The following is a 22,610-nucleotide window of genomic DNA, read 5'->3' as shown; positions in this document are numbered from 1 at the left end:
CAGAAGGGATGGCCGGCCGGGTCCGTGAGGATCCGCCGCCTCTCCCCGCCCGGCTGGTGGTCCGGCCTGCCCGGCCTCGCCGCCGACGCCCTGCCCCACGGTGCCGGCAACGGTGTCCACGAGTACGCCCCGTCCCCGTCTTACGGAGTGGTGACGTGCCGGGCGGGTCGCGGTGCGTGGCGGGGCGGCGGTCCTAGCGTGGGCGCATGCGTGTACTGGTCACCGGCGGTGCCGGGTTCATCGGGTCCCATGTCGTCGACGCGCTGCGGGCGCGCGGGCACGAGCCGCTCGTGTTCGACGTGCGGGAGGATCCGGCCGCGGACGTCCGCGATCCGGCGGCCGTGGCCGCCGCGCTCGCCGGTGTCGACGCCGTCTGCCATCAGGCGGCGATGGTCGGGCTCGGCGCCGGGGTCGCCGACGCGGCGGAGTACGTCTCCCGCAACGATCTGGGGACGGCGGTGCTGCTCGCCGCCATGGCCGAAGCGGGCGTACGGCACCTCGTGCAGGCCGGGTCGATGGTCGTGTACGGCGAGGGGCGCTACGCGTGCGCGCGGCACGGTGTCGTACGGCCGGGGCCACGGGCCGTGGCCGACCTGGACGCGGGCCGGTTCGAGCCGCTGTGCCCGGCGTGCGGGGAGAGCCTGTCCCCCGGCCTGGTCGGCGAGGACGCTCCCCTCGACCCGCGCAACGTGTACGCGACGACCAAGCTCGCGCAGGAGCACCTGGCCGCCGCGTGGGCGCGCGCCACCGGCGGTTCGGCGGTCTCGCTGCGCTACCACAACGTGTACGGACCGCGGATGCCCCGCGACACGCCGTACGCCGGTGTGGCCTCCTTCTTCCGTTCCGCGCTCGCCCGGGGCGAGGCTCCGCGCGTCTTCGAGGACGGCCTGCAGCGGCGGGACTTCGTGCACGTGCGGGACGTGGCCGCGGCCAACCTGGCCGCCCTGGAGGCGCGGGGTCCGGCCGGCCTGCTCACGGCGTACAACACCGGCAGCGGCGAGCCGCGCACGGTGGGCGAGACGGCCCGTGCGCTGGCCGCCGCGTACGGTGGCCCCGAGCCCGTGGTCACCGGCGAGTACCGGCTGGGCGACGTACGGCACGTCACCGCGGACTCCGCCCGGCTGCGGGCCGACCTCGGCTGGCAGCCCGAGGTCGGATTCGCGGAGGGGATGCGGGAGTTCGCGCGGGCCGGGCTGCGCGAGGCCTGAGCCCGGCCGGGCGGGCCGGAACGGGCCGACTACGGCGCCGTGGGCAGGGTCACCTCGAAGCGGCAGCCGCCCGGGATGTTGCGGACGGTGGCGCGCCCCCGGTGGGCCTCCACGATGCCCCGCACGATGGCGAGGCCCAGGCCCGCTCCGGCCGGCGGGGTGCGGGCGTGGGTGCCGCGCCAGCCGGTGTCGAAGACGCGCGGCAGGTCCTCCTCGGGGATGCCGCCGCAGCCGTCGGTCACGGACACCACGACCCCGCCCGGGCAGCTCTCGGCGCCCACCGCGACCGTGCCGTCGGCGGGGGTCCGCCGGATCGCGTTGACCAGGAGGTTTCCCAGGACGCGGCTCATCTCCTTGCCGTCGACCTCCACCGGCACCGCCTCGACGGGGTGGCCGACGAGGTGGACGCCGTGCTCGCGGGCGAGGGGGTCGGCGCCGGCGAGGGCGTCGCCGACGAGGTCGTACAGGGACATGCGGGCGGGGGTGAGCGAGAGGGTTCCGGCGTGGATGCGGGAGAGTTCGAAGAGGTCGCCGACCATGTCGTTGAGACGTTCGACCTCGGTGCGGATCTGCCGCAGATAGCGGCAGGGGTCGGCGGCCACCCCGTCCTCGAGCGCCTCCGACATGGCGCGCAGGCCGGCGAGCGGGGTGCGCAGGTCGTGGGAGATCCAGGCGACCAGTTCGCGCCGGGAGGTCTCCAGGGCGCGCTCGCGGTCGCGGGACTCGGCGAGCCGGGCACTGGTCGACGCCAACTCGCGGCTCAATGAGTCCAGTTCGGCGGTCGTCGGGCCCGCGGGGACGGCGAAGGAGCCGCCGTCGCCGAAGGAACGGGCGGCGGCGGTGAGTGCGCGACTGCGGGCGACGACCCAGCGGCCCAGGAGCAGCGCGGTCGCGAGGGAGACCACGGCGGCCATCGCCACGACGGTGGTCACCACGGTGAGGTCGTGCGGGGACAGGAACATCGCCCGGGCGACGGCGAGGGTGCCCGCGAGCATCGCGACCACCCCGACGGCGGCGACCACGGCGAGCGAGGCGGTGAGCGAGCGACGCCGGATCAGGCGCAGCGCGGCCGCTCCGGCGATGCCGGTGGTGGCGGCGCCGGCGAAGGCGTACAGGGCGATGAGGAGGGTGTCGCGCATGGTCAGCCGGCCTCCTGGCCGCGGGGGTCGAAGCGGTAGCCCACGCCCCACACGGTCTGGATCAGGCGCGGGCGGGCCGGGTCGTCCTCGATCTTGCCGCGCAGCCTGCGGACGTGGACGGTGACGGTGGACAGATCGCCGAAGTCCCAACCCCACACCTCACGCATCAGGTCCTCGCGGCCGAACGCCCGTCCCGGGTGCCGCAGGAGAAAGGCGAGGAGGTCGAACTCGCGGAGGGTGAGGGCGAGTTCGGTGCCGTTCTTGGTGGCGCGGCGGGCGGTGGGGTCGATCGCCAGGCCGGCCGCGCTCAGCGGGGGCGTCGCGGTGACGGGCCGGGCGCGGCGCAGCACGGACTCCACCCGCAGGACGAGTTCGCGCGGGCTGAAGGGTTTGGTGACGTAGTCGTCGGCGCCCACTTCCAGGCCGAGTATGCGGTCGTCCTCGTCGCCCCGGGCGGTGAGCATGACGACGGGGACGGGCCCGTGGCCGCGCAGCCTGCGGCAGACCTCCAGGCCGTCCATGCCGGGCAGCATGAGGTCGAGCACCACCAGGTCGGGTCGATGGGCGGCGGCGCGGGCCAGGGCGGCGGGGCCGTCGTCGGCCCGGTCGACGGTGTAGCCGGCGCGGGCGAGGTAGCCGGTGACGACCTCCGCGACCGTGGGGTCGTCGTCGACGACCAGGACGCGGGCGGTGGCGCCCGGCGCGTGCCCGGCGGTGGTTCCTGCCTGCGGGGACTCGAACGGCGGCTGCATGCCTCCAGCCTCGCACCACCGCGTCGCCGGCGGGGGCCGCGGGGCGTGCGCACGGCGTCGACGTCCGCGTTTCGTAAGGAGCCGAAGTCCGGTTCGTCCGGTTCGCGTTCGTAGGGTGAACGGCGTGACCCTTTCCCCCTCGCCCCCTGACGGCGTCGATGTCGTCCTGCCCTGTCTCGACGAGGCCGAGGCCCTGCCCTGGGTGCTGGCCAGGATCCCGGCCGGCTGGCGCGCGCTCGTGGTGGACAACGGCTCCACCGACGGTTCGGCGGAGATCGCCCGAGGACTCGGCGCGACCGTCGTCCACGAGCCGCGCCGGGGCTTCGGCGCGGCCTGCCACGCCGGGCTGACCGCCGCCACCGCCGAGGTGGTGTGCTTCTGCGACTGTGACGCCTCGCTCGACCCGTCCCTGCTGGAGCCGTTCGTCCGGGAGGTGCGCGCGGGCGGGGCCGACCTGGTGCTCGGCCGGAGGCGGCCGCACGGCCGGGGCAGCTGGCCCGCGCACGCCCGGGCCGGCAATCTCGCCCTGGCCCGGCTGCTGCGGCGCCGCACCGGTCTGCGACTGCACGACCTGGGTCCGCTGCGGGCCGGCCGCCGCGAGGCGCTGCTCGGCCTCGGCCTCACCGACCGGCGCAGCGGGTACCCGCTGGAGATGGTGGTGCGGGCGGCCGACGCGGGCTGGCGGATCACCGAGCACGACGTCCCCTACCTGCCCCGCACCGGCGCCTCGAAGGTCACCGGAACCTGGCGCGGCACCTGGCAGGCGGTACGGGACATGAGCCGCGTCCTGAACGACGTCCCCGCCCGCGAAGGGATCCCGCGGTGATCCGGCCGGACGCGGTGACCGCACCGGCCCCGGTGAGCACGCTCCTCGTCATCGCGAAGGAGCCGCTGCCCGGCCGGGTGAAGACCCGGCTCACCCCTCCGTTCGCGCCGTGGGAGGCGGCGGCTCTCGCGGAGGCCGCCCTCGCGGACACCCTGGCGGCCGTCGCCGCCGCTCCGGCCGTCCGGCGGCTCCTCGTGCTGGACGGCGCGCCCGGACCGTGGCTGCCGCCCGGCTTCGACGTCGTGCCGCAGTGCGCGGGAGGTCTGGACGAGCGGCTCGCCGAGGCCTTCGCCCGCTGCGAGGGGCCCGCGCTGCTGATCGGCATGGACACCCCGCAGGTGACGCCGGACCTGCTGACGGTGGACTTCGCGGGCTGCGACGCGTACTTCGGGCCCGCCGAGGACGGCGGTTTCTGGGCGTTGGGACTCGCCGTGCCGGACCCCGCGCTGCTGCGGGGCGTGCCCATGTCGACGCCGTTCACCGGGGCCGTCCAGCGCGAGCGGCTCGTCGCCGCCGGGCTGCGGGTGCGCGACCTGCCGCGCCTGCGGGACGTGGACGACGCCCGGGACGCCCGTGCCGTCGCCGCGCTGGTCCCGCACGGCCGGTTCGCCGCCCGGCTGGCCCGCTGCGCGGCGGCGCACCGATGAGGACCCGGCAGGCCGGAGCCGTCCCCTGGGCCGCGGCCGACCCGTACTCCACCGCTCTGCGGGCCGGTCGCGGCCCGCTGTTCCTGCGCCGCGCCGACGGCCGACTGCTGCCGCTGGAGGTGGAGCGCTGGTGCGCGCGGGCCGACCGGGTCGATCTGGAGGTGCTGGACCGGTGCGAGGGCGCCGTGCTCGACGTCGGCTGCGGGCCGGGGCGGCTGGTGGCGGAACTCGCCGCCCGCGGCCGTACGGCCCTCGGTATCGACGTGAGCGAGGCGGCCGTCGAGCACACCGTCCGGCTCGGCGGGCAGGCGCTGCGGCGCTCGGTCTTCGAGCCGCTGCCCGGCGAGGGCCGCTGGGGCACCGTCCTGCTGATGGACGGCAACGTCGGCATCGGCGGTGATCCGCGCGCCCTGCTGGACCGGGCGGCCCGGCTCCTCTCCCCCGGCGGGCTGCTCATCGCCGAGACCCTGCCGGTGGACGTCGACGAACGCGCCGAGGTGCAGGTCGTCGACGTCACCGAGGCCCACGCGGGGAGCGGCAGTCCGTTCCCGTGGGCGCGGCTCGGCACCCCGGCCCTGTCCCGGTACGCGGACCGGGCGGGCTGGAGTGCCGTCGATCAGTGGGCGGCGGGCGGGCGTTGCTTCGCCGCCCTGCGCAGCCGCAGCGCCAGCAGCAGCGCCGAGGTGCCGAAGAGTACGGCGGTGATCAGCAGCCAGCGGGCCGCGAACCCGTCCGCGGGGAGCCCGGTGGCCGACCGGTAGCGCCCGGCCACCGTCCCGCCGATCAGCGGGAACCACACCAGCAGGAGCAGTCCGGACAGGGCGGCCGGGACACGGACGTACCCGGTCCACTCGACGCGGCCGGCCGTGCGCAGCCCCCGGACCAGGGCCCGGTCCGCCGTCGCGTACAGGGGCAGCAGCACCAGGTCGTGCAGGACCGCGGCCCCCGCGAACCACAGGACCACGCCGAACCGGTCGCCGGCGAGCAGCCGTACGCCCGCGTAACCGGCCGTCGCGAACGAGCAGGCGAGCAACAGGAGTTGCAGAGGGCTGCCGAGGGGGATCCGTCGTCGCGCCGGCCTCGTCACGGGTGTCCGGCTCATCACAGGTCTGCGAACGTCAGTCGGGCCACCCACTTGGTGTTGAGCACACCGGGCGCGGCGGGCACGACGACGCGTGCCGGGTGGCCGTGGTCGGGGGAGAGTTCCTCGCCGTTGACGTACAGGGCGAGCAGGGAGCGCGGGTCGGCCACCTGGTCGGCGCGCAGGGCGGCGTGACGGAAGGCGCCGTGCCGCTGGAGGGACTCGACGAACACGTCCGGCGGATCGTCCTCGTGTCCGACGAGCGCCGCGAGGTCCCGCAGCCGCACGCCGCGCCACCACTGGTCGGACGTCGACCAGCCCTCGACGCAGGCGATGGGCAGGGCCGCGCTGTGCGGCGGGAGGTGCAGGAGGTCGTCGCGGGTGAGGCGGACGGTGCCCGTGCGGCCGGTGACCACGAGCCGCCACGTGTCCGGGCCCGTCTCCGATGGGCGGATGCCCGCGTACCGGGCCGTCTTGTTGATCTGGAAGCCGTTCGGTCCGGTGCCGGGGTCCGGTCCGCCGTGCGGCGCGAGGAGGGCGGTGCGCCGCAGCGGGCCGTCGGTGGTCTGACCGGCCGTCGTCGCGAACAGCAGCAGTGCGCCGCCGCCCACGAACCCCAGGGCGCCGCGCCGGGAGACGGTCGGGGGGTCGGGCCGCGGGGAGACCAGCGGGTCCGTCCCGGTGGCCGGGTCCGTCCCGGGCCGCGGTTCCCGCTCGTTCCGCAGTCCGCGCAGGTTCCGTACGGCCGTCGGGGTCTTCAGGGCGGCGTGGGCGGCGAACGCGGCGAAGAACACCCACGCGCCGTAGAAGTGCAGCGGGTAGAAGGAGCCCGGGAAGACGTAGTCCAGCTGGACGTTGAGCACGCCGGTCACGAACTCGAAGAGTGCTCCGCCGACCAGGAGCAGCAGGGAGATCCGCTCCAGGGCGTGCGCGAGCGAGCGGGCCGGCGGCAGCGCGAACAGCTTCGGCACCACGGACCACAGTTTGGCCAGCAACACCGGGATCAGGGTGATGCCGAGGGTGACGTGGACGCCCTGGTTCAGCCGGTACAGCCAGTGCGGGTTCGTCGGCCAGGCGAAGAGGTAGAAGCCGAGGATCCCCTTGTCGGGCGTCTTGTCGTTGACCGACGCCAGATCCGGGTTGTAGGCGGCGTACGACAGCAGGCCCGTCACGAACAGCACGGTGATGCCGGCCAGGAGGACGAGGCCGAGCACCGAGGTGAACCAGGGGCCGCGCAGGGGGCTGCGCCAGAAGCCGGGCGCGGAGGGAAGCCGTGGATCGTCTCGCATGCCCCGACCGTAGGCCCGCGCACCCCGGCGAACGGGCGCGCGACCCATGACGAAACGCTGACGTCCGGCGTCGCGGACGGCCCGGCGCGGGCCGCGCGGCCTAGCGTTCCGGTGTGACCCGCACCCCGCGCCCCGTCCGCTCCCGCACCCCGCTTTCCGGCCCCGGCCTCGACCCCGGCGGTGTGCGCCTCGACCTGTACGCCGTCGGGGCGGGCGTCCTGCTGGTGACGGCGGCCGTGCTGATCGGCCGTCACATCCAGCGCGGCCGCCACACGCTGTTCGTCGACTGGCCGCCGTTGCTCGCGAGTTGGGGACCTCACGTGGGCCCGGGCACTGCGGCGGCGGTCGTCCTGGCGGTGGCCTGCACGGCGTACGGCCCCGCCGCGGCGGCCCGCCTGCCCTGGCGGGGGCTGCTCGCGGCGGTCTGGGGCACGGCGACGGCGTGGATCCTCTCGCTCGCCCTGGTCGACGGCTGGGGGCGGGGCGTGGCCGGCCGGCTCACCACGCGCCACGAGTACCTGCGGGTCGTCGACCGCTTCCACGACATCCCGGCCGCGCTGCGCGACTTCGACGGGCACATCCTCCTCGACGCGCCCGACAACTGGCCCGCCCACGTCGCCGGTCATCCCCCGGCCGCCACGCTCACCTTCGTACTGCTCGACCGGATCGGTCTGGACGGCGGGGGCTGGGCCGGCGTCTGGTGCGTCACGGTCGGCGCGACGGCCTGCGTGGCCGTGCTGGTGACGGTGCGGGCCCTGGCCGGCGAGGAACTCGCGCGGCGGGCCGCCCCGTTCCTCGTGGTGGCACCGGCGGCGGTGTGGATGGGCACGTCGGCCGACGCGTACTTCGCGGCCGTCGCCGCCTGGTCCGTGACCCTGCTGGTCCTCGCCGTCACCGCCCGGTCGGCCCGGCGTTCGATCGGACGGGCGGCGGGTTCCGGCCTGCTGTTCGGCCTGACCTGCCATCTCTCCTACGGCCTCACCCTGTTCGCCGTCGTCGGCGCGGCGGTGCTGCTGCTGGGCCGGCGGCGCGTCCGGGAGCGGCCCGCGCCGCTGCTCCTGCCGCTGCTCGCCGGGCTCGCGGTGGTGCCGGCGCTGTTCGCGCTCGCCGGGTTCGACTGGTGGGAGGCGTACCGCCTGCTCGTGACGCGCTACCGCCAGGGCGCGGGCGGGGTCCGCCCCTACGGCTACTGGGTGTGGGCCAACCTCGCCTGCACCGTCCTCGTCGTCGGGCCGGCCTCGACGGCGGGCCTGGGACGGGCCGGTGCGGTGCTGCTGCGGCACCCGCGCGCGGTTCTCACCGCCCCCGGCGCCCCGGACCGTCCCGGCGCCGCGGCCCGGCTGGCGCTCCTGGCGGCTTCGGCGCTCCTGGCGCTGCTGGCCGCCGACCTGTCCGGCATGAGCAAGGCGGAGACGGAACGCATCTGGCTGCCGTTCGCGCTGTGGCTGCTCCCGGCCTGCGCGTTCCTGCCCCGTCCACGCGCCTGGCTGGCCGCCCAGACGGTCCTGGCCCTGCTGCTCAACCACCTGCTGAGGACAGGCTGGTGACGCGGGCCAGGACGCGCCGGCGAAGGCACGGGACGAGCGTGGTCGGTCAGCCGGCGGCGAGCAGTCCGAGCGTGTCGATGACGCGGTTCGAGAAGCCCCACTCGTTGTCGTACCAGGCGACGACCTTGATGTGCCGGCCGTCGACGCGGGTGAGGGCCGAGTCGAAGATCGACGAGGCCGGGTTGCCGACGATGTCGGCCGACACGAGCGCGTCCTCGGAGTACTCCAGGACCCCGGCGAGGGGGCCTTCGGCGGCGGTGCGGTAGGCCGCCAGCACCTCGTCGCGGGTCACGTCGCGGGCCACGGTCGTGTTGAGCTCGACGATCGAGCCCACCGGGACGGGCACGCGGATCGAGTCGCCCGACAGCTTGCCCTCGAGGTTCGGCAGGACCAGGCCGATCGCCTTGGCGGCGCCCGTCGTGGTCGGCACGATGTTGACGCCGGCGGCGCGGGCGCGGCGCGGGTCGCGGTGCGGGCCGTCCTGGAGGTTCTGCTCCTGGGTGTAGGCGTGCACCGTGGTCATGAAGCCGTGCTCGATGCCCGCGAGGTCGTCGAGGACCGCGGCCAGCGGCGCGAGCGCGTTGGTCGTGCAGGAGGCGTTCGAGACGATCGTGTGCAGCTCCGCGTCGTACGCGTCGGTGTTGACGCCGAACGCGAGCGTGACGTCGGCGCCGTCGGAGGGCGCGCTGACGAGCACCTTCTTCGCACCCGCGTCGAGGTGGGCGCGCGCGGCCTTCGCCGACGTGAAGCGGCCGGTCGCCTCCAGCACGATGTCGACTCCCAGTTCGGCCCAGGGCAGCTGGGCCGGCTCGCGCTCGGCGAGCACCTTGATGCGGCGGCCGTCGACGACGAGGGTGTCCCCCTCGGCGCTCACCGGGCGGCCGAGGCGGCCGGACGTCGAGTCGAAGGCGAGCAGCCGGGCGAGGGCGGCGGGCTCGGTGAGGTCGTTGACGGCGACGACCTCGAGGTCGGTGTCGCGTTCCAGCAGCGCACGCAGCACGTTGCGTCCGATACGGCCGAATCCGTTGATGGCGATGCGAGTCATGTGTGGTGTCCCTTCCGTTCGCCTCCCCAGGTTCGCGCGCCGCCCGCGGCCCGGACAGCGGCGAGATCGCCACGGTTCGAAAGGATCGCGCCAGCCGTGAGGGGGCTCGGCCGGGTCGCTACTCGCCTTGGGTGAAGGTGCGCCGGTACTCGCTGGGGGTGGTGCCGAGGATGCGCTGGAAGTGCGTCCGCAGATTGGCGCCGGTGCCGAGGCCGACGTCGGCGGCGATCTGCTCGACGCTCCGCTCGGAGCGTTCGAGCAGTTCCCGGGCCGCGTCGATACGGGCGCGCATCACCCACTGCATGGGCGTGTATCCGGTGTCCTCGACGAATCGCCGCGAGAAGGTGCGGGGCGAGACCGCCGCGTGCCGGGCGAGCACCGTGAGGGTGAGGGCGGCGTCGAGGCGGCGCAGTGCCCATTCGCGGGTGGCCGCGAACCGTTCGCCGAGCGGCTCGGGCACGCTGCGCGGCACGTACTGCGCCTGGCCGCCGCTGCGGTAGGGGGCCGCGACGAGGCGCCGGGCGGTGTGGTTGGACGCGGCCACCCCGAGGTCGCCGCGCAGGATGTGCAGGCACAGGTCGATGCCGGAGGCGGCGCCGGCCGAGGTCAGCACGCTGCCCTCGTCGACGAAGAGGACGTTCTCGTCGACCCGCACCAGCGGGTACCGGGCCGCCAGGGCCCGGGTGTAGTGCCAGTGCGTGGTGGCGCGCCTGCCGTCGAGGAGGCCGGTGGCGGCGAGCGCGAAGGCGCCCGTGGAGATGGCGGCGAGGCGGGCGCCGAGGCCGTGGGCGGCGATCAGCGCGTCCACGACGGCCGGCGGGGGGTCGTCGCGGTCGGGGAAGCGGTAGCCGGGGATGAAGACGATGTCGGCCCGGGTGAGGGCGTCGAGCCCGTCCGCGACGTGGTAGGAGAGGCCGTCGCCGCCGGTCACCAGCCCCGGCGCCGCGCCGCAGACCCGCACCTCGTACGGCATGCTGGCCCGCGTCGTGAACACCTGCGCGGGAATGCCCACGTCCAGCGGTTTCGCCCCTTCGAGAACGAGGACGGCGACACGACGGAGACGGGGGGCCTGCACGGGGCCAGGTTACCGGGCGGGGACCGGCGGCTTCGCCGTCCGCCCACCGACAGCCCGTTCGCCCTCCCGGGCAGGGGGTACGCCCGGCTGCCCGGCCGTCGCCGCCTCAGAGACTCGTCAGGACCTGGGGCGACAGGATCTTGATCATGGTGTTGGTCCAGCGCATCTGCCGGAGGGTCTGCGGGTGGCAGGCGGCGGCCAGGGCGAGGAGGTCGTCGTCGCGGGTGGCCTGTGCGGCCTGGGCGAGCATCTCCCAGTCGAGGGAGTTCCCGGTGGCGTCCAGGTGCAGCTGCCGCAGGTCGTGCAGGAGCAGCAGACCGGGCTCGGGGCGGTGGCCCACCGCTTCGGCGGCCTTCTCCCGGAGCGTCGACAGGACGCCCGGCGCGGATGTCCCGGCGGAGTCGCCGAGGTCGAGGCCGTGGGCCCGGCCCGCGTCGGCCAGACGCCGGACGTGTTCGCGGGACCAGACGGCGAGGTCGGTGGCGACGTGGTGGATCTCGTGGTCGGTGCGGTGCCGTTCGGCGACCGTCGTCAGCTGCCCGGCAAGGTGCTTCTCGCCGTGGTGCAGGGCGCGCAGGGTGAGACCGATGCCGTTCATCCGGCGTCCTCCTCACGGCCGCGGCCGCCCGCTTCGGTGGCGAGGGCGGACGTCCCGCCCGCGGTGGCCGGCACGGAGCCGGCGCGTGCGGGGGCGGACGCGGTGGTGGTCGGTGCGGGGGCGGGCCCGCCGTCGCCGCGTGCCACGAGCCGGAGTCCGGCGGCCGCGGTCTTGAACAGCGGCTGCTTGGAGGCGGGGTCCCAGTCGGTGACGGTCGTCTCGTTCGCGGCGCGCGGGGGTGTGTCGCCGTCCGGGCCGTGTCCGCCCTCGGTGTCCCAGTAACCGTAGTGGAAGGGGACGAACAGCAGGCCGGGCCGGATGTCGGTCACCCGGAGCCGGCCCCGCAGGGCGCCGCGCGGGGTGCCGACCTCCACCAGGTCGCCCTCGGCGAGCCCGAGCAGAGCCGCGTCGGACTCGGACGCCTCCACCCACACGTCGGGGGCGGCCGCGTCGAGCTGGGGGGCGCGTGCCGTCTTGGTCCGGGTGTGGAAGTGGTAGAGGGTGCGGCCCGTGGCCAGCTGGAACGGGTACCTGTCGTCGGGGATCTCGTGGGGCGGCAGGTAGCCGGCCGCCTTGATGACGGCCTTCCCGTCCGGGTTGAGGGAGCGGTACTCGACCGCGTCGGCGCTCGCGCCGGTGACCAGGTCCTTGCCGTAGCTCTCGCAGACGTCGGGGTGGGCCCAGTCGATCCCGTCGGTGTAGAGGCGTTCGGTGCCGTCCGGGGCCTGTTCGTTGCAGGGCCACTGGATGCCGCTGCCGCCGCGCAGCCTGTCGTAGGTGATGCCGGTGTAGTCGCACGGCCGGCCGGCGCTGCACCGCTTCCACGCCTCGAACGCGGACTCCGGGTCGTGCCAGGTGATGAGCGGTGCGCCGTCCTTGTCCCGGAAGTCCATGCGGGCGGCGTAGGCGAGGAAGATGTCCAGGTCGGGCCTGGCCAGGCCGGGCGGTTCGACGGCCTTGTCGGACAGGTGGACCGTGCGGTCGGCGTTGGTGAGGGTGCCGGTCTTCTCGCCCCAGGTCGCCGCGGGCAGGACGACGTCGGCCAGCTGCGCGGTCTCGGTCGGGAACAGGTCCTGTACGACCACGAAGAGGCGTTCCTGCTCCAGGATCGAGCGGATCCGGGCCAGTTCGGGCAGTGACACCGCCGGGTTGGTGCCGCTGATCCACAGCATGCGGATCGAGCCCTGTTCGGCGTAGCGGAACATCTGCATCGCGTGGGTGGGCGGGGCGTAGTGCGGGATGGTGCTCGGTTCGACGTTCCACACGCGCGCGAGGTCGGCGACGTGGCTGTCGTTCTGCCAGTTGCGGAATCCGGGCAGGTCCCCGTTCGCGCCGCATTCGCGGGTGTTCTGGGCAGTGGGCTGCCCGTTCATCTGCAGGACGCCGGCGCCGGGCCTGCCGAGCATGCCGCGGACGAGGTGCAGGTTGTTGACCTGGACGGCCGCGGCGGTCGCCTGGTGGGACTGGTAGACGCCCTGGAGCACCGTGGACAGCAGCCGGTCGGCCGTTCCGAGGAGCTCCGCGGCCTCCTCGATCCGCGCGGCCGGCACGTCGCAGATCCGGGCCGCCCACGCGGGGCTGCACTCCTCCACCCGGGCGGCCAGTTCCTCGAATCCGACCGTGTGCGCGGCGAGGAAGCCGTGGTCGACGCGGTCCGTGCGGATGATCTCGTGCAGGAGCGCGTCGAGCAGGGCGACGTTCGTGCCGACGCGCGGTGCCAGGTGTACGGCCGCCCTGCGGGCCACCTGGGTGGGGCGCGGGTCGACGCACACCAGGCGGGGCGGGGCGGTGCCCTCCAGCCGGTCGAGGATCCGCATCCACTGCACGGGCTGGGTCTCGGCGATGTTGTGTCCGAACAGCGCGATGACGTCGGCGTGGTCGATGTCGTCGTAGCTGCCCGGCTGTCCGTCGCAGCCGAAGGACTCCTTCAGCGCCTCGGCCGCAGTCGCCGTGCACAGGCGGGTGTTGCCGTCCAGGTGGTTGGTGCCGATCCCCGCCCTGGCCAGCACCGCGAGCGTGTAGTACTCCTCCAGGAACAGCTGCCCGGTGGTGTAGAAGCCGATCGACCCCGGGCCGCGTTCGTCCAGCAGTTCCCGCGAGCGGGTGACGATCCGGTCCAGCGCGGTGTCCCAGTCGCACTCGACGAGGCGCCCGTCGCGGCGGATCAGCGGGGTGGTCAGCCGGTCCGGGGAGGCGTTGGCCTGCCAGCCGAAGAGGTCCTTCGGCCCCAGCCGTCCGTGGTTGACCCGGTCGTCGGCCCTGCCGCGCACGCCGACCATGCGGCCGTCCAGCACGGCGATGTCCATGGCGTCGCCGTCGGAGTGCAGGATCGACGCCGCCCGCACCCACCGCTGGACCCGCGCCGGATCGACGCCCGCCGCCAGGTGGGTGTCGACGCGCACGGGCCACGGCTCGTGCGGCCCGTAGGGGGTACGGCCGCCCCACGGCCGTGCGATCCGGTCCACTGAAACGTCCATGTCTGCCTCCCGGCGGTCCCTGCGCCGTCGACCGGTGCGGGCACGCCGTCCGGGCGGCCCCGGCGGCAGCCGGCGCGGTACCGGCGATTCCCGCGACACCGCGTGCCGCACTCGCCCGCCCGTCCCCGGTACCCCCGGCGGGCCGCACCGTAACGGAGCCCGGCGTGTCTCCCCCCGGGCACCCGGGTGCGGTCACGCCGATTGGCGGGAAGGCCGCCGGGGCACCCGGACGGCACGCCGGCGATCCCGGCCAGGACCGGTCCGTGGCGCTCCGGCGCACACGCCCGGACGACGACACGACCCAGGAGTGCCTCTCATGAACGACCACACCCCCAGCCAGGCCGAGGGCGAGCCCGAGGAGCCCGACACCGAGAACAGGACCGACACGCCTTCTCCCGACCACCCGACGCCGTCCCAGGCCGAGGGCGAGAGGGACGAGGAGTCCGACACCGGGACGGGAGCAGGGGCCGGCGGCGGAACGGGGAGCTGATCCGGCGCCGTACCGACGGGTCCGGCGCGGCGTCGCGCACCGGTGCACAGAACCACCTTTGCATGATCATGCGAGATGCTGCATACTCTTCCTATGTCCAAGGTCCTCACCTCCCTTCCCGCCGGCGAGCGCGTCGGCATCGCCTTCTCGGGCGGCCTCGACACGTCCGTCGCGGTCGCGTGGATGCGCGACAAGGGCGCCGTCCCCTGCACCTACACCGCCGACATCGGCCAGTACGACGAGCCCGACATCGCGTCGGTGCCCGGCCGTGCCAAGACGTACGGCGCCGAGGTCGCGCGTCTCGTCGACTGCCGTGCGGCGCTGGTCGAGGAGGGCCTGGCCGCACTCACCTGCGGGGCGTTCCACATCCGCTCCGGCGGGCGCGCCTACTTCAACACGACGCCCCTCGGCCGCGCGGTCACGGGCACCCTGCTGGTCCGGGCGATGCTCGAGGACGACGTCCAGATCTGGGGCGACGGCTCGACGTTCAAGGGCAACGACATCGAGCGGTTCTACCGGTACGGGCTGCTCGCCAACCCGCACCTGCGGATCTACAAGCCCTGGCTGGACGCGGACTTCGTGACCGAACTGGGCGGCCGCAAGGAGATGTCGGAGTGGCTGGTCGCCCACGACCTGCCCTACCGCGACAGCACGGAGAAGGCGTACTCCACCGACGCCAACATCTGGGGCGCCACCCACGAGGCCAAGACCCTGGAGCACCTCGACACGGGCGTGGAGACCGTGGAGCCGATCATGGGCGTGCGGTTCTGGGACCCGTCGGTCGAGATCCCCACCGAGGATGTGACCATCGGCTTCGACCAGGGCCGCCCGGTGACGATCAACGGCAAGGAGTTCGCCTCCGCCGTGGACCTGGTGATCGAGGCGAACGCCATCGGCGGCCGGCACGGCCTCGGCATGTCGGACCAGATCGAGAACCGGATCATCGAGGCCAAGAGCCGCGGCATCTACGAGGCGCCCGGCATGGCCCTGCTGCACGCGGCGTACGAGCGCCTCGTGAACGCCATCCACAACGAGGACACCCTCGCCCAGTACCACTCCGAGGGCCGCCGACTGGGCCGCCTGATGTACGAGGGCCGCTGGCTGGACCCGCAGGCGCTGATGATCAGGGAGTCGCTGCAGCGGTGGGTCGGCTCGGCGGTCACCGGCCAGGTCACCCTGCGGCTGCGCCGCGGTGAGGACTACTCCATCCTCGACACCACGGGCCCGGCGTTCAGCTACCACCCGGACAAGCTGTCGATGGAGCGCACCGAGGACTCCGCGTTCGGTCCGGTGGACCGGATCGGCCAGCTCACCATGCGCAACCTGGACATCGCCGACTCGCGCGCCAAGCTGGAGCAGTACGTCGGGCTCGGTCTGATCGGCACCGGCAGCCCGGCCATCGGTGCCGCGCAGGCGGCGGCGACCGGCCTCATCGGCACCATGCCGGAGATGCCGCGGGGCGGCGCCGAGGCCATCGCCTCGCGCGGCGAGGTCACCGGGGACGACGAGCTGCTGGACCGCGCCGCCATGGAGTTCGGCACGGACTGACCTCCCGGCACGCGAAGGGCGGTCCGGCACCCACGGGTGCCGGACCGCCCTTCGCGTGCGCCGCGTGTCGCCGCAGCGCCGGCGGGCACGGGACCGTTGGGAACGGGCCGGTCGCGTCGCCGGACGCTCAGTGGACGGAGAAGCCGCCGTCCACGAAGACCGACCGACCGGTGACGTAGCCGGAGGAGCGGCCGGCCAGGAAGACCGCGGCCCCGGCGAAGTCCTCGGCCAGCCCGTTGCGGCCGACCATCGTGCGCGCGGCCAGCGCCTCCACCTTCTCCGGGTCGGAGGACAGCCGCGCGTTCAGCGGCGTCATGACGAACCCGGGCACCAGCGTGTTGCAGGTGACGCCGTACGGCGACCACGCCTCGGCCTGGGAGCGGGCCAGCGACTCCAGCGCGCCCTTGGAGACGCCGTAGGCGCCGCTGTCGGCGAACGCCCGGTGTGCCTGCTGGGAGGTGACGTGGATGATCCGCCCGTAGCCCCGCTCGGCCATGCCGGGTCCGAACCGCCGGCCCAGCAGGTGGGGCGCCTCCAGGTTCACCGCCATCGTGGTGTCCCACACCTCGTCGTCCAGCTCGCCCAGGGGCGGTCGCAGGTTGACGCCGGCGCTGTTGACGAGGATGTCGGGCTCGCCGAACACCGCGACCGCCCGCTCCGCCGCCGTACGCACCCCGTCGCGGGTGCTCAGATCGCCGGCCACCCATCCCGCGCGGCAGCCGTCCGCCGTCAACTCGTCTACGGTGGAGGCGAGTTCCCGCTCCTTGCGGGCCACGACGACCACGCTCGCCCCCGCTCGAGCGAGCGCCCCGGCGATGCCCCTGCCGATGCCGGAGCTGCCGCCCGTGACCAGGGCGGTCAGGCCGTCCAGCGAGAACAGGTCGCAGAGGTAGTCGCGCGAGGTCATGACCGCACCCTAGACGCCCGGTTCACGGCGACGGGCCCCAGGGCGAGGGACGCGGCGGACGCCGGGTGCCTCCCGGTACGGGCGCGGACCGGGAGGCGGTGGCGCGTCAGACGGCGGCCGCGTCGGCGGGGTGCTCCAGGAAGCTGAGGTAGGGCAGGTCCGTCAAGGTCTCGCCGGTGCAGAACCGGACGATGAGGTCGGCGTGGGCGACGTCCTGCTCCAGGGTGAACATGTGGTCGGCGTCGCGGAACGTCGCGAACGGGGCACGCAGTTCGCGGGCCAGCCGCCGCCCCTGGGCCGGGGTGGTGAGGTGGTCCTGCTCGCCCGTGTAGACCACCGCGGGCACGTCGAGGGCGATCGGCTCGTACCACTCGTGCAGCAGCATGCGGGCGTTGTGGTCGCAGGCCTTGGCGAGGTCCTGGCCGCTCTGGGTACGGAACTGGTGGCCGAGCATCCGCCAGACGGCCGAGTGCCGCGGGATGCGGCGGTCGGGCGGCTTCACGAACGTCGCCATCAGGCTGTCGGCGAGTTCGTCGCGCCGGCCCTCCGCGACCATCGCCCGCCACCGCGGGATCATGCCGAGATACGGCTGCGGCAGCCGTCCGGTCATCGCGCCGAGCAGCAGCCGGGACACCTGCCGGGGGTACCGCTGGGCACAGCGCAGAGCGATCGCGCCGCCGTAGCAGGTGCCGAGCAGGTTCGCGTCGCGGAGGTCGAGTTCGACGAGCAGGTGGCGCAGGGCGGCGGCGAGGAAGTCGTAGCCGTGGGCGGCCGGGAGCGGGTCGGCCGCGCCGAAACCGGGGAGTTCGACGGTCACCAGTGAGACGTGCCCGAGCAGCAGCTTCTCGTAGTTGGCCCAGGAACCGCGGTCCTGCATCATGCCGCCGATCACGACGAGCGGCCCGGTGACCGGGTCGGGCGCCTCGGCCACCCGGCAGAGGTAGGTGAACCCCTCGAACTGCAAGCGGTGTTCACGCCTGCGCCCGGTCATCGGCGGCTCCGTCCGGCCTTCGGGCCGCGGTCGTGACGAGCACGGGACCACGAGCTCGCACGGTCGCTCGGCGTCGGCGGGACAGCTGTGGTGAGGGCATGTTCCATGGGAGGTTCAACGCCCGCCCGGCCCTGTTTGTCACGCTCGCCGGTGGGGCGACTTCTCCCAGGGGCCCGGGCGGACGGGTGCGGCACCGCCTGCGGACGGTTCGCCGACGGACCGGCCGGCGACCACGGGCGTGAGGGAGGCTCGTGCGACCGCCGAGCCGTTCCACGAGCCCTCTCCGGCGAAACGGGTGATCCTGACCGTCCACCTCACCACGCAAGGACGGCCGGGTGTTCGCGGGCTGAACCGCCGTCCTCGCTCAGGCGCTCCGGGCCAGCGCGCCCGTGCGGCCGCCGAGCAGGGCCGAGAAGCGGTCGGTGACCTCGGCCAGAGCCCCGTCGGCCTCCGGGGCGACGGTCAGCACGCCGTCCTCAGCGACGGTCAGGTCCCGGTCGAGGGTGAACCAGCCCGGCACGATGTGCGCGGCTCCCATGGAGCTGAAGACCGGGCGCAGCGCGTAGTCCAGGGCCAGGACGTGGGCCGTGCTGCCGCCGGTGGCCAGCGGCAGCACGGTCTTGCCGCTCAGGGCGTACTGCGGAAGGAGGTCGAGCAGCGCCTTCAGCAGCCCCGAGTAGGCGGCCTTGTAGACGGGGGTGGCGATCACCACGCCGTCCGCCCGCTCGAACAGGGCGGCCGTCTCGACGATCGCCGGGTGCCCGAAGCCGGCGCCGAGCAGCGCCTGGGCGGGCAGCGTGCGCGCGTGCAGCGAGGTCACGTCGTGCCCCTGCCCGCGAAGCCGGTCGTCCAGGTGACGGACCAGGCGTGCGGTGCGGGAGGTCGCTGAGGGACTGCCGGAGACGGACAGGATGGTGGCCATGTCGGCGGCGCGGTCAGCCGGCGAGCGGGCAGGCCCTGAGCAGGGTGGCCGGGTCGGCGTCCGCGGGACGGGCGACGGTGCGGCTCGCGGGCGGGCGGTGGCCGGTGGCGAGCCAGGTCTCCAGTGCGGTGAAGGCCGAGCGGTGGCAGGGCAGCAGGGGGCGCAGCCGGTCGGGGAAGGCGTCGACCAGGGCGTCGGTGTGCGTGCCGTCCTCGACGCGGTAGTAGCGCAACAGGCCGCCGCGGCCCGCTTCCCGGACCATCCGGGCGTACACGTCGGAGTCCCGGGCGATGGGCAGCAGGACGTCCAGGGTGCCGTGGACCGTGATCAGCGGCTTGCCGATGCGGCCGGTCAGCGCGACGCGGTCCACCGCCGCGCGCACGTCGGCGGGGCGGGCCGGATAGTCGTAGTCGGCGTCGCAGCCCGGAACCGAACCCGGGGCGCAGTACGGCGTGCCGGCCTCCACGGGGCCGTCGAAGGCGGGGTCGAACTCCTCCCGGTAGACGCGCTGGGTCAGGTCCCAGTAGACCTGGTGGTGGAACGGCCACAGGAACTCCGAGCCGGCCGGGAAACCGGCCCGGTGCAGTTCCGCCCGCGCCTGTTCGGCGTCGGGGCCGCCGGCGGCGTAGGCGGGGTAGTGGCGCAGGGCCGACGGCAGGAACGTGAACAGGTTGGGGCCCTCCGCACGCCAGAGCGTGCCCTCCCAGTCCACTCCCCCGTCGTACAGCTCCGGGTGGTTCTCCAGCTGCCAGCGGACCAGATAGCCGCCGTTGGACATGCCGGTGGCGAGGGTGCGGGTGGGCGGCCGGTGGTAGCGCCGGGTCACCACCGTGCGGGCGGCGCGGGTGAGTTGGGTGAGGCGGGCGTTCCATTCGGCGACGGCGTCGCCGGGGCGGGCGCCGTCGCGGTGGAAGGCGGGCCCGGTGTTGCCCTTGTCGGTGGCGGCGTAGGCGTAGCCACGGGCGAGCACCCAGTCGGCGACGGCCCGGTCGTTGGCGTACTGCTCGCGGTTGCCGGGGGTGCCGGCCACGACGAGGCCGCCGTTCCACCGGTCGGGCAGCCGGATGACGAACTGGGCGTCGTGGTGCCAGCCGTGGTTGGTGTTGGTGGTCGAGGTGTCGGGGAAGTAGCCGTCGATCTGGATCCCGGGCACCCCGCTGGGGACGGGCAGGTCCTTCGGGGTCAGTCCGGCCCAGTCGGCCGGGTCGGTGTGCCCCGAGGCGACGGTTCCGGCCGTGGTCAGCTCGGCCAGACAGTCCGCCCGCTGGTGGGCGGCGCCCGGCACCCGCAGACGGGACAGGCCCGCACAGTGACCGCCGGCGGCGCCGGGGGCCGGACCGGCGTCCGCGGGTGAGGGCAGCAGGGCCGCGGCCGCGGCCAGGGCGACGGCGCCGAGGACGGTACGCCGTCTCGTCGGCGGGGCGGCGGTGGGGAGTGGAGCCATGAACGACCTCCAGCGGGAGCGGACTTGACGGCTGGAGGCTAGGCGGCGGCGGAGGACGCCGGACATGTGTGCGCCCACCATGCCTGCCCCGTGCTTCGAGTGGGCTGACGCCATGCACGACCACGGCGTGCACCACCACGCCCGTCCCGGCCACACCCGTCCCGGCCGGCGCACTGCGCGACCGGCGCCGTCGCGGCTGCCGGCGCCGTCGCGGCTGCCGGCAGCCGCGGCCCGGCCCCGGATCAGGGGCAGGTGGCGTCGGCGACGGTGAAGTGGCCGACGGGCGACTCCCTCAGGGTGTGGGTGACGAAGGTGTTGTACAGGCCCATGTCCTGACCGGAGCCCTTGGCGTAGGTGTGGCCGCCGCCGGTCGTGGCACGACCCGCCTGGACGTGGGCGTGGTTGCTCGCCGTCCAGCAGGCGGCGGTGGCGCCCGTGGTCCGCGCGGTGACCGTGGCGGACAGGGCTCCCGTGCCGCCGTCGGCGTCGCGGGCGGCGACGGCGTAGGTGTGGGTCGAGCCGGGCGACAGGCCGGTGTCGGTGTACGACGTCGAGGTGGTCGTGGCGACCGGCGCGCCGTCGCGGTGGAGGACGTAACCGGCGGCGCCGTCGACCGGGTTCCAGCTCAGGGTGACGCCGGTGTCGGTGACGCCGGTCGCGGCCAGGGCGGTCGGGGCGGGCAGCGGACCGGGCGGTGGGGCGGATCCCGCCAGCCCGAAGAAGCCGGCGATCCAGTAGCTGGAGCAGATCGAGTCCAGGAAGTAGGGGGCGCCGGTGCTGCCGCACTGCTCGGCGCCGCTGCCGGGGTCGACCGGCGTGCCGTGCCCGATGCCGGGCACCCGGTTCACCTCGACGGCCACCGAACCGTCCGCCGCCGCGTACTCCTCGTGCCGCGTCCCGTCGGGTCCGATCAGCGAGGTGCGGCTCGGCACCTGGGACAGTCCGTGCAACGCGGTCCACTGGTCGCGCAGTTCGTCGGCGTTGCGCGGCGCGACGGTGGTGTCCCGGTCGCCGTGCCAGACGGCCAGGCGCGGCCACGGGCCGGTCCACGAGGGGTGGGCGGCGCGGACCCGCTGCGCCCACTGGGCCGGGGTCAGGTCGACACCGGGGTTCATGCAGGTGTAGGGGCCGGTGTCCTCGGTGCAGTCGTACGGCAGCCCGGCGACGACCGCGCCGGAGCGGAAGACGTCCGGGTAGGTGGCGAGCATCACCGACGTCATGGCGCCGCCGGCCGACAGACCGGTGACGTGGATCCGGCGGGGGTCCGCGCCGTAGGCGGAGACCGCGTGCGCGGCCATCTGCCTGATCGAGGCCGCTTCGCCCCGGCCCCTGCGGTTGTCGGTGGTCCGGAACCAGTTGAAGCACTTGTTCGGGTTGTTCGAGGACGTGGTCTCGGCGAGGACGACCAGGAACCCGTACCGGTCGGCGAGCCGGGGCAGCCCCGAGTTGTCGGCGTAGCCCTGGGCGTTCTGGGTGCAGCCGTGCAGCGCGACCACCACGGCGGGGTTCGCGGTGAGGGACGCGGGCCGGTAGACGTACATGGTCAGCCGGCCGGGGTCGGCGCCGAAGTCGGTGACCTTGCTCAGGCCGACGGCGGCGTGGACGGTCGGCGCGGGGCCGGCCAGGGCGGCGACGAGCGCCAGGGCCATGGCGGCCAGGAGGCGGGACAGCGGTGCGACGGCTCTGCGCGGTGACGGTTGCTGCATGGCGGCTCCCTCGGTGACCTGGGGGGACACCGGTCCGCTGAGCGGTCCGGTGTCCGGCACCGTAGGGGTCGTACAACGGGCAACGGTATGGCCGCGGGCACCACAGCCCGCCGGGCACCGGGCGCATCCGGACGGATTGCGCCGCCCGACGACGGCTGCTACACCCTGTCGACCGGGCGGCCCGGTGGCGCCCGGCGGGGCCCCGGCATGCGCCCGCGCGGGCCCGTACTCCCCGACACGTGGGGGCTGGATTCGGCAGCGGTCGCCGGAACGTGCAGGATGGGGGCATGACGACCAAGGTCTATTTCGACATCACCATCAATGACGAGCCCGCCGGGCGCATCACCTTCAACCTGTTCGACGACGTCGTGCCGAAGACCGCGGAGAACTTCCGCGCGCTGGCCACCGGCGAGAAGGGCTTCGGCTACGCCGGCTCCTCCTTCCACCGTGTGATCCCCTCCTTCATGCTCCAGGGCGGCGACTTCACGCGCGGCAACGGCACGGGCGGCAAGAGCATCTACGGCGAGAAGTTCGCCGACGAGAACTTCACCCTCAAGCACGACCGGCCCGGCCTGCTGTCCATGGCCAACGCCGGTCCGCACACCAACGGCTCGCAGTTCTTCATCACCACGGTGGTGACCGGCTGGCTGGACGGCAAGCACGTGGTGTTCGGCGAGGTCGCCGACGACGCGAGCATGGAACTCGTGCGCAAGATCGAGAGCCTCGGCTCGCAGAGCGGCAGCACCTCCGCGAAGATCACCATCGCGGCCTCCGGCCAGCTCTGATCCGGTGCCCCCTGGGCCGTCCCACGGCCGGCCGGCCCAGGGGGCCCGTCACGTCCCCCGGACACCCGCGCGCGGGCACTCGCGCTGCGCGCCGGGGCGGGCCTGCCGGCGGACGTCCGGATCATGTGCTGGC

The 22,610-nt window shown here is 74.5% G+C and carries 20 protein-coding genes; 8 read left to right on the top strand and 12 right to left on the bottom strand.

All coding sequences use genetic code 11. From position 1 onward, the window contains the following. Positions 1–206: 206 nt before the first annotated feature. Positions 207–1,208 carry an NAD-dependent epimerase/dehydratase family protein gene (locus AB0N31_RS33280; RefSeq protein ID WP_366062235.1) on the top strand — a complete coding sequence of 334 codons (1,002 nt, stop codon included), beginning with the start codon at positions 207–209 and terminating at the stop codon, positions 1,206–1,208. Positions 1,209–1,237: 29 nt separating this feature from the next. Here the strand turns inward: AB0N31_RS33280 and AB0N31_RS33275 are convergent, their stop codons facing one another. Continuing rightward, complete coding sequence (locus tag AB0N31_RS33275; protein ID WP_366062234.1) at positions 1,238–2,347, bottom strand: HAMP domain-containing sensor histidine kinase; 1,110 nt, start codon at positions 2,345–2,347, stop codon at positions 1,238–1,240. Between the two features lie 2 nt (positions 2,348–2,349). After that, positions 2,350–3,099 carry a response regulator transcription factor gene (locus AB0N31_RS33270; RefSeq protein ID WP_366062233.1) on the bottom strand — a complete coding sequence of 250 codons (750 nt, stop codon included), beginning with the start codon at positions 3,097–3,099 and terminating at the stop codon, positions 2,350–2,352. A gap of 115 nt (positions 3,100–3,214) precedes the next feature. On the opposite strand from AB0N31_RS33270, the gene AB0N31_RS33265 reads away from it, so the two are divergent. Genes AB0N31_RS33265 through AB0N31_RS33255 form a run of 3 tightly spaced genes read left to right on the top strand, consistent with a single transcriptional unit; the run spans position 3,215 to position 5,333 of the window. Further along, a complete protein-coding gene (locus tag AB0N31_RS33265) occupies positions 3,215–3,925 on the top strand; it encodes a glycosyltransferase family 2 protein (RefSeq protein WP_366062232.1) in 711 nt (236 codons plus the stop codon). 32 nt (positions 3,926–3,957) lie between these two features. Then, complete coding sequence (locus AB0N31_RS33260; RefSeq protein ID WP_366062241.1) at positions 3,958–4,572, top strand: DUF2064 domain-containing protein; 615 nt, start codon at positions 3,958–3,960, stop codon at positions 4,570–4,572. Next, a complete protein-coding gene (locus tag AB0N31_RS33255; RefSeq protein ID WP_366062231.1) occupies positions 4,569–5,333 on the top strand; it encodes a class I SAM-dependent methyltransferase in 765 nt (254 codons plus the stop codon). Before AB0N31_RS33260 ends, AB0N31_RS33255 begins: the two co-directional genes overlap by 4 nt. Positions 5,334–5,673: 340 nt before the next feature. Here AB0N31_RS33255 and AB0N31_RS33250 read toward each other — a convergent pair whose 3' ends face one another. Then, positions 5,674–6,942 (bottom strand): molybdopterin-dependent oxidoreductase, encoded by a 1,269-nt coding sequence (locus tag AB0N31_RS33250; protein WP_366062230.1) that lies wholly within the window; start codon positions 6,940–6,942, stop codon positions 5,674–5,676. Positions 6,943–7,124: 182 nt separating this feature from the next. On the opposite strand from AB0N31_RS33250, the gene AB0N31_RS33245 reads away from it, so the two are divergent. Beyond that, the gene (locus AB0N31_RS33245) at positions 7,125–8,489 is read left to right on the top strand and encodes a hypothetical protein (protein WP_366062240.1); all 1,365 of its coding nucleotides are present in this window, start codon (positions 7,125–7,127) and stop codon (positions 8,487–8,489) included. Between the two features lie 46 nt (positions 8,490–8,535). On the opposite strand, the gene gap is transcribed toward AB0N31_RS33245, so the two are convergent. The 4 genes from gap to AB0N31_RS33225 form a co-directional block, all read right to left on the bottom strand. After that, positions 8,536–9,534, bottom strand: coding sequence for a type I glyceraldehyde-3-phosphate dehydrogenase (gap, locus tag AB0N31_RS33240; RefSeq protein ID WP_366062229.1), 999 nt, complete (start codon positions 9,532–9,534; stop codon positions 8,536–8,538). Positions 9,535–9,652: 118 nt separating this feature from the next. After that, entirely contained in the window at positions 9,653–10,609 is a 957-nt protein-coding gene (locus AB0N31_RS33235) for a helix-turn-helix domain-containing protein (protein ID WP_366062227.1), read from the bottom strand. Positions 10,610–10,715: 106 nt separating this feature from the next. After that, on the bottom strand, positions 10,716–11,207 hold the full coding sequence (locus AB0N31_RS33230; protein WP_366062226.1) for a hypothetical protein: 492 nt from the start codon (positions 11,205–11,207) through the stop codon (positions 10,716–10,718). Then, positions 11,204–13,684 (bottom strand): nitrate reductase, encoded by a 2,481-nt coding sequence (locus tag AB0N31_RS33225; RefSeq protein ID WP_366062225.1) that lies wholly within the window; start codon positions 13,682–13,684, stop codon positions 11,204–11,206. The genes AB0N31_RS33230 and AB0N31_RS33225 overlap by 4 nt, the downstream gene beginning before the upstream one ends. Before the next feature lie 316 nt (positions 13,685–14,000). On the opposite strand from AB0N31_RS33225, the gene AB0N31_RS33220 reads away from it, so the two are divergent. Both AB0N31_RS33220 and argG read left to right on the top strand, forming a co-directional pair. Next, on the top strand, positions 14,001–14,174 hold the full coding sequence (locus AB0N31_RS33220; RefSeq protein ID WP_366062224.1) for a hypothetical protein: 174 nt from the start codon (positions 14,001–14,003) through the stop codon (positions 14,172–14,174). Between the two features lie 93 nt (positions 14,175–14,267). Beyond that, positions 14,268–15,722: an argininosuccinate synthase gene (gene argG / locus AB0N31_RS33215; RefSeq protein ID WP_366062223.1), complete on the top strand. Its 1,455-nt coding sequence runs from the start codon at positions 14,268–14,270 to the stop codon at positions 15,720–15,722. Between the two features lie 127 nt (positions 15,723–15,849). On the opposite strand, the gene AB0N31_RS33210 is transcribed toward argG, so the two are convergent. The 5 genes from AB0N31_RS33210 to AB0N31_RS33190 all read right to left on the bottom strand — a co-directional run bounded on the left by AB0N31_RS33210 (position 15,850) and on the right by AB0N31_RS33190 (position 21,692). Then, positions 15,850–16,629 (bottom strand): SDR family oxidoreductase, encoded by a 780-nt coding sequence (locus AB0N31_RS33210; RefSeq protein ID WP_366062222.1) that lies wholly within the window; start codon positions 16,627–16,629, stop codon positions 15,850–15,852. Between the two features lie 106 nt (positions 16,630–16,735). Next, on the bottom strand, positions 16,736–17,620 hold the full coding sequence (locus tag AB0N31_RS33205; protein ID WP_366062221.1) for an alpha/beta hydrolase: 885 nt from the start codon (positions 17,618–17,620) through the stop codon (positions 16,736–16,738). A gap of 364 nt (positions 17,621–17,984) precedes the next feature. Further along, the gene (gene ssuE / locus AB0N31_RS33200; protein WP_366062220.1) at positions 17,985–18,542 is read right to left on the bottom strand and encodes an NADPH-dependent FMN reductase; all 558 of its coding nucleotides are present in this window, start codon (positions 18,540–18,542) and stop codon (positions 17,985–17,987) included. Between the two features lie 13 nt (positions 18,543–18,555). Beyond that, a complete protein-coding gene (locus tag AB0N31_RS33195) occupies positions 18,556–19,986 on the bottom strand; it encodes a 3-hydroxybutyrate oligomer hydrolase family protein (protein ID WP_366062219.1) in 1,431 nt (476 codons plus the stop codon). A 242-nt stretch (positions 19,987–20,228) separates the two neighbouring features. Further along, positions 20,229–21,692: a PHB depolymerase family esterase gene (locus AB0N31_RS33190; RefSeq protein ID WP_366062217.1), complete on the bottom strand. Its 1,464-nt coding sequence runs from the start codon at positions 21,690–21,692 to the stop codon at positions 20,229–20,231. Between the two features lie 287 nt (positions 21,693–21,979). Here AB0N31_RS33190 and AB0N31_RS33185 point away from each other — a divergent pair, with 287 nt between their 5' ends. Then, entirely contained in the window at positions 21,980–22,477 is a 498-nt protein-coding gene (locus AB0N31_RS33185; RefSeq protein ID WP_366062215.1) for a peptidylprolyl isomerase, read from the top strand. Positions 22,478–22,610: the final 133 nt, after the last annotated feature.

This window comes from Streptomyces sp. NPDC051051, assembly GCF_040682975.1.
In the GTDB taxonomy this organism is placed as follows: Bacteria; Actinomycetota; Actinomycetes; order Streptomycetales; family Streptomycetaceae; genus Streptomyces.
Note: the sequence above shows the minus strand (reverse complement) of the source record. Positions and strands in the feature narration are given on the sequence as shown.

Coding starts and splice junctions, on each gene's coding strand:
- AB0N31_RS33280 (WP_366062235.1), top strand. CDS start 207: ATGCGTGTACTGGTCACCGGCGGTGCCGGGTTCATCGGGTCCCATGTC.
- AB0N31_RS33275 (WP_366062234.1), bottom strand. CDS start 2,347: ATGCGCGACACCCTCCTCATCGCCCTGTACGCCTTCGCCGGCGCCGCC.
- AB0N31_RS33270 (WP_366062233.1), bottom strand. CDS start 3,099: ATGCAGCCGCCGTTCGAGTCCCCGCAGGCAGGAACCACCGCCGGGCAC.
- AB0N31_RS33255 (WP_366062231.1), top strand. CDS start 4,569: ATGAGGACCCGGCAGGCCGGAGCCGTCCCCTGGGCCGCGGCCGACCCG.
- AB0N31_RS33250 (WP_366062230.1), bottom strand. CDS start 6,942: ATGCGAGACGATCCACGGCTTCCCTCCGCGCCCGGCTTCTGGCGCAGC.
- gap (WP_366062229.1), bottom strand. CDS start 9,534: ATGACTCGCATCGCCATCAACGGATTCGGCCGTATCGGACGCAACGTG.
- AB0N31_RS33230 (WP_366062226.1), bottom strand. CDS start 11,207: ATGAACGGCATCGGTCTCACCCTGCGCGCCCTGCACCACGGCGAGAAG.
- AB0N31_RS33225 (WP_366062225.1), bottom strand. CDS start 13,684: ATGGACGTTTCAGTGGACCGGATCGCACGGCCGTGGGGCGGCCGTACC.
- AB0N31_RS33220 (WP_366062224.1), top strand. CDS start 14,001: ATGAACGACCACACCCCCAGCCAGGCCGAGGGCGAGCCCGAGGAGCCC.
- argG (WP_366062223.1), top strand. CDS start 14,268: ATGTCCAAGGTCCTCACCTCCCTTCCCGCCGGCGAGCGCGTCGGCATC.
- AB0N31_RS33210 (WP_366062222.1), bottom strand. CDS start 16,629: ATGACCTCGCGCGACTACCTCTGCGACCTGTTCTCGCTGGACGGCCTG.
- AB0N31_RS33205 (WP_366062221.1), bottom strand. CDS start 17,620: ATGACCGGGCGCAGGCGTGAACACCGCTTGCAGTTCGAGGGGTTCACC.
- ssuE (WP_366062220.1), bottom strand. CDS start 18,542: ATGGCCACCATCCTGTCCGTCTCCGGCAGTCCCTCAGCGACCTCCCGC.
- AB0N31_RS33195 (WP_366062219.1), bottom strand. CDS start 19,986: ATGGCTCCACTCCCCACCGCCGCCCCGCCGACGAGACGGCGTACCGTC.
- AB0N31_RS33190 (WP_366062217.1), bottom strand. CDS start 21,692: ATGCAGCAACCGTCACCGCGCAGAGCCGTCGCACCGCTGTCCCGCCTC.
- AB0N31_RS33185 (WP_366062215.1), top strand. CDS start 21,980: ATGACGACCAAGGTCTATTTCGACATCACCATCAATGACGAGCCCGCC.